The 9,252-nt window shown below is 60.4% G+C and carries 10 protein-coding genes; 3 read left to right on the top strand and 7 right to left on the bottom strand.

The features are described 5' to 3' along the window. The 7 genes from VGP75_RS20590 to VGP75_RS05175 form a co-directional block, all read right to left on the bottom strand. On the bottom strand, positions 1–67 hold a 67-nt coding region (locus tag VGP75_RS20590), incomplete at its 3' end, for a biotin carboxylase N-terminal domain-containing protein (protein ID WP_414727777.1). After that, positions 67–1,629, bottom strand: a complete 1,563-nt coding sequence (locus VGP75_RS05150) for a carboxyl transferase domain-containing protein (protein ID WP_327542630.1) — start codon at positions 1,627–1,629, stop codon at positions 67–69. The genes VGP75_RS05150 and VGP75_RS20590, both read right to left, overlap by 1 nt. Next, positions 1,626–1,919 carry a hypothetical protein gene (locus VGP75_RS05155; protein ID WP_327542631.1) on the bottom strand — a complete coding sequence of 98 codons (294 nt, stop codon included), beginning with the start codon at positions 1,917–1,919 and terminating at the stop codon, positions 1,626–1,628. The genes VGP75_RS05150 and VGP75_RS05155 overlap by 4 nt, the downstream gene beginning before the upstream one ends. Then, complete coding sequence (locus tag VGP75_RS05160) at positions 1,916–2,467, bottom strand: hypothetical protein (protein WP_327542632.1); 552 nt, start codon at positions 2,465–2,467, stop codon at positions 1,916–1,918. The genes VGP75_RS05155 and VGP75_RS05160 overlap by 4 nt, the downstream gene beginning before the upstream one ends. After that, positions 2,464–3,627, bottom strand: coding sequence for an acyl-CoA dehydrogenase family protein (locus VGP75_RS05165; protein WP_327542633.1), 1,164 nt, complete (start codon positions 3,625–3,627; stop codon positions 2,464–2,466). Before VGP75_RS05165 ends, VGP75_RS05160 begins: the two co-directional genes overlap by 4 nt. 93 nt (positions 3,628–3,720) lie before the next feature. Then, positions 3,721–4,926, bottom strand: coding sequence for a DegT/DnrJ/EryC1/StrS family aminotransferase (locus tag VGP75_RS05170; protein WP_327542634.1), 1,206 nt, complete (start codon positions 4,924–4,926; stop codon positions 3,721–3,723). 66 nt (positions 4,927–4,992) lie between these two features. Further along, the gene (locus VGP75_RS05175; RefSeq protein ID WP_327542635.1) at positions 4,993–5,661 is read right to left on the bottom strand and encodes an HAD-IA family hydrolase; all 669 of its coding nucleotides are present in this window, start codon (positions 5,659–5,661) and stop codon (positions 4,993–4,995) included. Between the two features lie 120 nt (positions 5,662–5,781). Here VGP75_RS05175 and glmU point away from each other — a divergent pair, with 120 nt between their 5' ends. From glmU to VGP75_RS05190, 3 genes are all read left to right on the top strand, one after another. Further along, positions 5,782–7,125 (top strand): bifunctional UDP-N-acetylglucosamine diphosphorylase/glucosamine-1-phosphate N-acetyltransferase GlmU, encoded by a 1,344-nt coding sequence (gene glmU / locus VGP75_RS05180; RefSeq protein WP_327542636.1) that lies wholly within the window; start codon positions 5,782–5,784, stop codon positions 7,123–7,125. A gap of 2 nt (positions 7,126–7,127) precedes the next feature. Beyond that, entirely contained in the window at positions 7,128–8,951 is a 1,824-nt protein-coding gene (gene glmS, locus VGP75_RS05185) for a glutamine--fructose-6-phosphate transaminase (isomerizing) (protein WP_327542637.1), read from the top strand. Further along, positions 8,948–9,252 (top strand): DNA alkylation repair protein (locus tag VGP75_RS05190; RefSeq protein WP_327542638.1); only part of this gene is annotated, 305 nt, incomplete at its 3' end. The genes glmS and VGP75_RS05190, both read left to right, overlap by 4 nt.

Genomic DNA, 9,252 nt, shown 5'->3' on the forward strand with positions numbered 1-9,252 from the left:
CTGTCCTGATGATCCGGCAGGCAATCTCGCCACGGTTGGCAATCAGGATCTTGTCAAACATCGCCATCACATCCGGAACACGCCAAAGCGTGTCTCCTCGATCGGTGCGTTCATGGATGCCGCCAGCGACAGCGCCAGCACTTCGCGGCTTTTGCGCGGGTCTATGATGCCGTCATCCCAAAGCCGCGCACTGGCGTAGAGGGGGTGCGATTGTTCGGCGAACATGTCGATGGTCGGTTTCTTGAAGGCGGCTTCTTCCTCGGCGGACCATTCCCCGCCGCCGCGCTCAATCGCGTCGCGTTTGACGGTGGCCAGCACGCCTGCGGCCTGTTCGCCACCCATCACTGAAATCCGTGACGTCGGCCAGGACCACATAAAATTCGGACTGTAAGCCCTCCCAGACATGCCATAATTCCCTGCACCGAATGATCCGCCCACAACCATCGTGATCTTCGGTACCTTTGTGGTCGCCACGGCTGTCACCATCTTGGCCCCGTGCCGCGCGATCCCTTCGTTCTCGTATTTCTGCCCGACCATGAAGCCGGTGATATTCTGCAAAAACACGAGCGGGATCTTGCGCTGGCTGCACAGTTCCACAAAATGCGCGCCCTTCTGTGCGCTTTCGGAAAAGAGCACACCATTGTTGGCGATGATCCCGCAAGGCCAGCCGTCGATCTGGGCAAAGCCGCAGACAAGCGTTTCGCCGAAACGCGCCTTGAATTCGTCAAAGCGCGATCCGTCTACGATGCGCGAAATGACTTCGCGGATATCATACGGCGTGCGCAGGTCGGCAGGCACCACATCGAAGAGCGTATCAGGATCAAACGCGGGAGGTTCGGGCGGTAGCCTTTTGGCGTTTATAGACTTTTCCAGATTACAAGATGCCACAGCCTGCCGTGCCAGCGCCAAGGCATGGGCGTCATCCTCGGCCAGATAATCCGCCACACCGGACAGGCGCGTGTGCACATCACCGCCGCCCAGGTCCTCTGCCGATACAACCTCGCCTGTTGCGGCTTTCACCAAAGGCGGACCTGCCAGAAAGATCGTGCCCTGGTCGCGGACGATGATCGAGACATCGGCCATGGCAGGCACATAGGCGCCGCCCGCGGTGCAAGACCCCATGACGACGGCGATCTGCGGGATGCCTTTGGCGGACATCTGCGCCTGATTGTAGAAAATCCGGCCGAAATGGTCGCGGTCGGGGAATACCTCGTCCTGATTGGGCAGGTTGGCCCCGCCGCTGTCGACCAGATAGACGCATGGCAGATGACAGGCCTCGGCGATTTCCTGTGCGCGGAGGTGTTTCTTGACGGTCATCGGGTAATAGGTGCCGCCCTTCACAGTGGCGTCGTTGCAGACGACCATCACCTCATGGCCGTTCACACGGCCCACGCCGGCAATGACACCGGCACAGGGCGCTGCCCCGTCATAAAGCCCGTGCGCTGCCGTGGCGCCCACCTCCAGAAACGGACTACCCGGGTCCAGCAACCCCGCCACGCGGTCACGCGGCAGCATTTTACCACGGCTCAGATGGCGGGCACGGGATTTTTCGCCACCGCCAAGGGCCGCGATCCGTGCGGCCTCTGCCACATCCGCCAAGGCGGCCTCGTGAAGCTTGCGATCACTCATGCCCCGAGCCCTTGTGGTGCTGGCAGGCTCTCGCCGCGCGGGCCGACATAAAACGTTGTTGTCAAACCCAAGGGATGCACACAGTTGATCACCATGCGAATGGCCGGATCGGGATGTGTCGTGGCGGCACAGTCGGTCGGGCTTGCCCCTGTGGGGGCAGCGGACAGGTAGGCGGCGGCATAGCGGTTGATGATTTCTGATTCACTCGGCACCGTTCCATATTGCAAGCCGAGATAGGCTGCGAGCGCGACAAGTGCCGCCAGCGGAAGAAAGAAATAAGCGCGCCTCATTGATCATTTACCCCGCAGAATCGGGCAAATTCGCCGTCTTTTGCGCCCGCGCAGGCCTGCCTGACCGTAAATTCCAGCTCCAGGGCGATCAGCGCGGTTTCACGCATTTCGCAGGCCGCCTTATCCGCATCAGCGGTGGGTGTTGCGATCTGACCCACCCGCAGCGCGCATTCCAGCACCACATTGGCCGTTGCCGCAGCCGGATTTGCGACAGAGGCGCGCAGATCGTCATTGTCGGCTTCTTTCAGGTCGGCAACCCATGCCTGCAACCCCGCGTAATTCATGGCAATCCGCCAATTCCAATAGGCCTTCTCGCCTGCCAGACAGGCCGCGGGGGCTGCGGTGCAGGCCCGCGCTGAATAGCCGATACAGGCACGCGCGGCACGGGTCACAAGACCGCCGGGGCCTTTGGACGCTTGATCATTGATGCAGGCATCGGTTTCAGTTGCCGCGAAGGTCACATCGCCCATCTCTACAACAGGCGGCGCACCAAAGGATTGCGCGAAACCGGCCACGGGGAAGACAAGGATCAGCGCAAGCCATTTCATGTCATTGCTGCCATCAATTCGCGGCCCACGAGCATCCGCCGGATTTCCGATGTCCCTGCCCCGATCTCCATCAGCTTTGCATCACGGAAAAGCCGCGCCACAGGGGCATCGGCCAGAAAGCCCGCGCCGCCCATGGCCTGCACGGCCTGATGGGCCTGTTTCATCGCCTCTTCGCTGGCATAAAGACAGCAGGCCGCTGCGTCCTGCCGCGTGACGGTGCCACGATCACAGGCGCGCGCAACCTCATAGACATAGGCACGCGCCGAATTCATCGCCGTATACATATCGGCGATCTTGCCTTGCATCAGTTGGAAGTTTCCAATCGGTTCGCCAAACTGTTTGCGGGTGCTCAGGTAGGGCATGACCTCATCCAGACAGGCGGCCATAATGCCAAGGCCGATGCCCGCCAGCACGACCCGTTCGTAATCCAGACCGGACATCAGGACGCGCACGCCGCGGCCCTCTTCGCCCAACACGTTCTCGAACGGGACAGCGACATCGTCAAAAATCAATTCGGCCGTGTTGGACCCCCGCATCCCCAGCTTGTCGAAATGGGGCGAGGTGGAAAAACCGGTCATCTCTTTCTCGATAAGAAAGGCCGTGATCCCTTTGGACCCCGCCGCAGGATCGGTTTTGGCATAGACCACCAGCGTATCGGCGTCAGGGCCGTTGGTGATCCAGTATTTGTTGCCGTTCAGACGGTAGTGATCGTTCCGCTTTTCCGCACGGAGCGTCATTGAAACCACGTCAGACCCCGCGCCCGCCTCGGACATGGCAAGCGCGCCCACATGTTCACCCGATATCAACCGCGGCAGGTATTTGGCCTTTTGCGCCTCGGTCCCGTTGAGTTTGATCTGGTTCACGCACAGGTTGGAATGCGCCCCATAGGACAGGCTGACAGAGGCACTGGCGCGGGCGATTTCCTCGATCGCAACCGTATGGGCAAGATAGGACATGCCCGCCCCGCCATAGGCTTCATCCACCGTGACGCCCAATAGTCCCAGTTCACCCATTTCAGGCCAAAGTGCTGGGGGGAAGGCATTGGATTGGTCAATCTCGCCCGCCATGGGTTTGACACGGGTCTGCGCCCAGTCATGGACCATATCACGCAGGGCATTCACATCCTCGCCCAGATCAAAGCTCATTGAGGCATGAAACATCGGTTGCTCCAGATTAATTGAACGCTTGTTCATTAATAAGACGCAGCACACCGCCCTGTCGAGTCATTTTTGATCGGCGCAGCCCCTTGTGCGCTACTCAGCCGCAACTTGCCCCTGATAGACCGCAGAAACCTCGGCGCGGATGATCCTTGCAATCAGTGCACAGTCCTCAAGACTGAAGGTCAGCGGCAGGCGCATATCGACGACCCCGGCAAGAACACGGTCAGAGGCAGGCATGGGCGCGGAGGGCGCATAGCGCCAACTGTCATAGCGCGAGGTGAAGCCTTTGGGCTCTGCCCCGCCGAACCATTTCAGCTCGACCCCGCGCGCCGCACAGCGCGCCAGCACAGCCTCGACCGCGTCAGGCGCCCAATCGAGCAGCAGGAACTGGAAAGACGAGGCCACGAACTGTTCTTTTTCAGGACGCGGAATCAGGCGCAGGCCCGGTGTTTCGGCCAGTCCTTCTTCCAGAACGCGGTAGCGTGCGTTCCAGCGCGCCGCTTGTTCCGCAAGATTACGTAACTGCGGACGCAGGATCGCCGCGCGCAGATTGTCCATACGCCCCGAAATGTTCGGCGTTTCATATTTGATCTTGGCAAAGGTCGCGACCGGCGGGGCGGCACGGTGTTTTTCAAACAGCATATAGCTGCCTGAGAGCATGATCGCGCGGGCCATATCCTCGGCGCCGTCACAAATCAGAAACCCGCCTTCGCCGGAATTGATGTGTTTGTACGTCTGCGTCGAATAGCAGCCGAACCGCCCCCAACGCCCCGAAGGCACGCCGTTCCAAGCGGCCCCCATTGTGTGGGCGCAATCCTCGATCACATCGACACCGGCGGCATCACAAAGCGCCATCAGCCGCTCCATATCGCAGATATGGCCCCGCATATGGCTGAGCAGCAGCACCTTGGCCTGATCCAGTTTTGCGGCCAGATCATTCAGATCAATGACCAGATCCTCGGTGACGCCCACAAAGACCGGCACACCGCCCACGGCCGCAATCGCACCCGGCACCGGGGCCAGCGTGAAGGCGTTGGTCAGCACCTTGTCGCCATGCTGCACACCGCAGGCGCGCAGGGCTGTTGTCATGGCATACCCGCCCGAAGCGACCGCAAGGCAGTATTTCGCGCCTACTGTCGCGGCGAATTCCTCTTCCAGCAGGGCCGTTTCCGCAATCTCGTCGCCGCTGGTGTTGTAGCGGTGCAAGCGGCCCGATTGCATCACGGCATTGGCCGCAGCGATCCCTTCGGCGGGGATCGGTTCCTGCTGGGTGAAACTGCCTTTGAAAATCTCGGTCATGGGGTCACTCTGATGCGGTCTACGCCTGCATCAAAGCATCACTTGCCCCCCGCGCATAGGGCCAATTCACCCGATCAGACGGGCCACCACTGCATCCAGTTCATTGTAGTGATCAATCGTGGCCTCGGGATCAAGCGCCAGGACATCATCGCGCCCGGGGCCAAAGGTGACCAGCACCGACGGCACACCCGCATTGCGCGAGGTGTCACGGTCCGTCACCGTGTCCCCCACCAGAAGCGAGCGCGCAGGATCACCCCCTGCACGGCGCACAGCCTCGAAATGATGTGCTGGGTCGGGTTTGCGCACCGGCAGCGTATCGGCGCCAATCAGCGAGCCGAATGCGTCACGCACCCCGAGGCTGCGCATCAGGGTTTCGGCCAGCCCTTCAGGTTTGTTCGTGGCAATCCCCACAGCATAATCGGCAGACAGCAGACGTTCGACAGCCTCCATGGCACCGGGATAAAGCACGGTGTGGGTATCAATCGCCTGCGCGTAGGCGGCCAGCAACACGGGATATTGCGCATCAACCTCGGCCTGCCCGAACCCCTCAACGCGCGAAAAGCCCAACGTCAGCATCGCCCGCCCGCCGCGCAGTGCGGTAGCGGCATCGGTGGCATGATCCAGCAAATCGCCCAAACCCAGCCCGCGAAAGCAGCTATTGGCAGCGGCAATCAGATCGCCGCTGGTATCTGCCAGCGTGCCATCGAGATCAAAGATTACAGTGCGTTTTGTCATCAGCTTTCCCTTTGTTGCCATTCACTCTGTAACGCCCTGTAAACTGATGTGAACCCCCTTCCCCTTGTGATACTGAAAAAGGGCAGTAGAAGGCAGGGAACAACAAGGTTCGAGGCAGCAATGGCAACCGCATTGATCATATTAGCCGCAGGCATGGGCACGCGCATGAATTCCGACCTGCCCAAGGTCCTGCATGAAATCGCCGGCGCGCCGATGCTGGTGCACGCCCTGAAAGCCGGTGCCGCGCTGGAACCCGCACGCACTGTCGTCGTCGCTGGGCACGGTTCTGACATGGTTGAGAAAGCGGCCAAAGCCTATGACCCTGATGTCATGATCGCCTTGCAGTCCGAACAACTGGGCACTGCCCATGCCGTGGCACAGGCCCGCGACGCTCTGGCAGGTTTCGATGGCGATGCTTTGATGCTCTATGGCGATACACCGTTCATCCGTCCCGAAACGCTCGCCGCCATGACAGCCGCACGGCTGACCCATGATATCGTCGTGCTGGGCTTCGAGGCCGCTGATCCGGGGCGCTACGGGCGGCTGATCATGCGGGGCGATCAGTTGGACCGGATTGTCGAATTCAAGGATGCATCGGATCAGGAACGCGCCGTAACACTCTGTAATAGTGGCGTTATTGTGGCTGACTGCGCGACACTTCTTGATCTGGTTGCTGCGGTTGGCAATGAGAACGCCGCCGGCGAATACTACCTCACCGATATCATCGGCATTGCCCGCGCGCGCGGGCTTTCCGCTACCGTGGTCCGTTGCGATGAGGTCGAAACGCTTGGCGTGAATTCCCGCGCCGAACTGAGCCGCGCCGAGGCGCTCTTTCAGCAAAATGCCCGCGCAGTTGCGCAAGAGGATGGCGTCACAATGACCGCCCCCGAAACCGTTTTCTTCGCGCATGACACTGTCATTGGCCGCGATACGGTCATTGAACCCAATGTCGTCTTTGGCCCCGGTGTGACGGTCGAATCAGGGGCCACGATCCGTGCCTTCAGCCATCTTGAAGGCTGTCATGTCGCACGCGGCGGGGTGATCGGCCCCTATGCGCGGCTGCGCCCCGGTGCGGAACTGGCCGAGGACGTCAAGATCGGTAATTTCGTGGAAATCAAGAACGCCCAGATCGCGGAAGGTGCCAAGGTCAACCACCTGTCCTATATCGGTGACGCCACCATCGGCGCGCGCAGCAATATCGGCGCAGGCACGATTACCTGCAATTATGACGGCGTGTTCAAACACCACACGACAATCGGGCAGGATACATTCATCGGCTCCAACACCATGCTGGTCGCCCCTGTGAGCGTGGGGGACGACGCCATGACCGGCAGCGGATCAGTGGTGACAAAGGACGTGCCGGCCGGTGCTTTGGCTGTTGGTCGCGCGCGACAGGAAAACAAAGCGGGCTTTGCCACCCGCCTGTTCGAAAAACTCAAAGCACGCAAAGCTAAAGGGTCTTAACCATGTGTGGTATCATCGGCGTATTAGGCGATCACGAAGCCGCCCCCCTTTTGGTTGAGGCGCTGAAACGGCTGGAATATCGCGGCTATGACAGCGCGGGTATTGCCACCATCAACGATGGCGTGCTGGACCGGCGGCGTGCGGTAGGCAAGCTGGTGAACCTCTCGGACCTTCTGGTGCATGAACCGCTGGCGGGCAAATCCGGCATCGGTCACACCCGCTGGGCCACACATGGCGCGCCCAATGTCGTGAACGCCCACCCCCACCGCGCCGGTGGCGTGGCCGTTGTGCACAACGGGATCATTGAAAACTTCCGCGAATTGCGGGCATTTTTGGCCGAACAGGGCGTGGGCTTTGCCACCGACACAGACACGGAAACAGTTGCCTTGCTGGCAGATCATTTCCGCAACCAAGGGCTGTCGCCCCGCGATGCCGCCGCACAGACAATTGCGCGGCTTGAAGGGGCTTATGCGCTTTGTTTCCTCTTTGATGGCGAAGACGACTTGCTGATCGCCGCGCGCAAAGGCTCCCCCCTCGCCATTGGTTATGGCACGGGCGAGATGTTCGTGGGCTCTGATGCGATTGCATTGGCCCCGATGACCGACCGGATCAGCTATCTCGAAGAGGGCGACTGGGCCGTGATCACGCGCGACACTGTCGAAATCCGCGACGCGAACGGCACCATCGCCAATCGCGCGATCAAGACGATCCAGATTGACAGTGCCATGGTCGACAAGGCAGGCTTCAAACACTTCATGGCCAAGGAAATCGCGGAACAGCCGGTCGTGTTGCAAGGTGCGTTGTCGCATTACATCAATGCCGAAGCCACCGCCGTCACCATGCCCGAACCGCAGATCGACTTTGCGAAAGTGGAACGGATGACGATGGTGGCCTGTGGCACCGCCTTTTATGCCTGCCTCGTTGCAAAATACTGGTTTGAACAGATCGCAGGCATCCCTGTCGAAGTCGATGTCGCCTCGGAATTCCGCTACCGCGAACCGCCGGTGACCAAAGGCACGGTTGCGCTTTTCATCAGTCAATCCGGTGAAACCGCCGACACGCTGGCGGCACTGCGTTACATGCAGGGCAAGGCCGACAAGATCATGTCGGTCGTCAACGTCCCCGAAAGCTCGATCGCGCGCGAAAGCGATATGCCCTTGCTCATTCTGGCGGGAACCGAAATCGGCGTGGCCTCGACCAAGGCCTTCACCTGCCAGTTGACGACACTGGCCATCCTCGCCCTGCGCGCCGCCCAGATGCGCGGCAGGATCAACGATGCGGAACTGGCCGAAAAGCTTGCCGCTTTGCGTAGCCTGCCCGGGCTTTTGAACCTCGCACTCGGGATCGCGGACAAGACCAAGTCGATTTCGCGCAAGCTGGCCGAGGCGCGCGATATCCTGTTTCTGGGGCGTGGCGCGATGTATCCTCTGGCGCTCGAAGGCGCTCTAAAGCTCAAAGAAATCAGCTATATACATGCCGAAGCTTATGCATCAGGGGAGCTCAAACACGGCCCCATCGCCTTGGTCGACAAACATGTCCCGATCATTGTGATGGCCCCGCGCGATAGTCTTTTCGAAAAGACCGTGTCGAACATGCAAGAAGTCATGGCACGTGGCGGAAAAGTGCTCTTGATCACCGATCAAAAAGGCGCCGCCGAGGCCAGCGCCGGTGTCTGGGAGACAATCATCATGCCCGAAGTCGACCCGTTTCTCGCGCCGATCCTCTATGCCGTCCCTGCGCAACTCTTGGCTTATCACACGGCCGTCGCCAAAGGCACCGATGTGGACCAACCCCGCAATCTTGCCAAATCGGTGACAGTGGAATGACAACGACGAAACAAGCGATCGCGCAGTTGCGCGCCCTTGGCGATGCGGCAAAGGCTGCCGAGATGCACCGCTATCACAAAGTCGACCGCCCCTATCTGGGCGTGGCCAACCCCGTGATTGACGAACAGGTCAAAAACTGGCGCGCCGAGGTTGACCTTGAAGAACGCCTCGCGCTGGCCAAGGGCCTGTGGAAAGGCAACACCCATGAAGGGCGCATTGCGGCGGCGAAACTGCTGACACAAGCGCGGATCAGACCGGATGACACGGACGCCTGGTCCTTGATTGCATCATGGGTGCCTGA

The organism is Yoonia sp., assembly GCF_036007805.1.
Taxonomy (GTDB): domain Bacteria; phylum Pseudomonadota; class Alphaproteobacteria; order Rhodobacterales; family Rhodobacteraceae; genus Yoonia.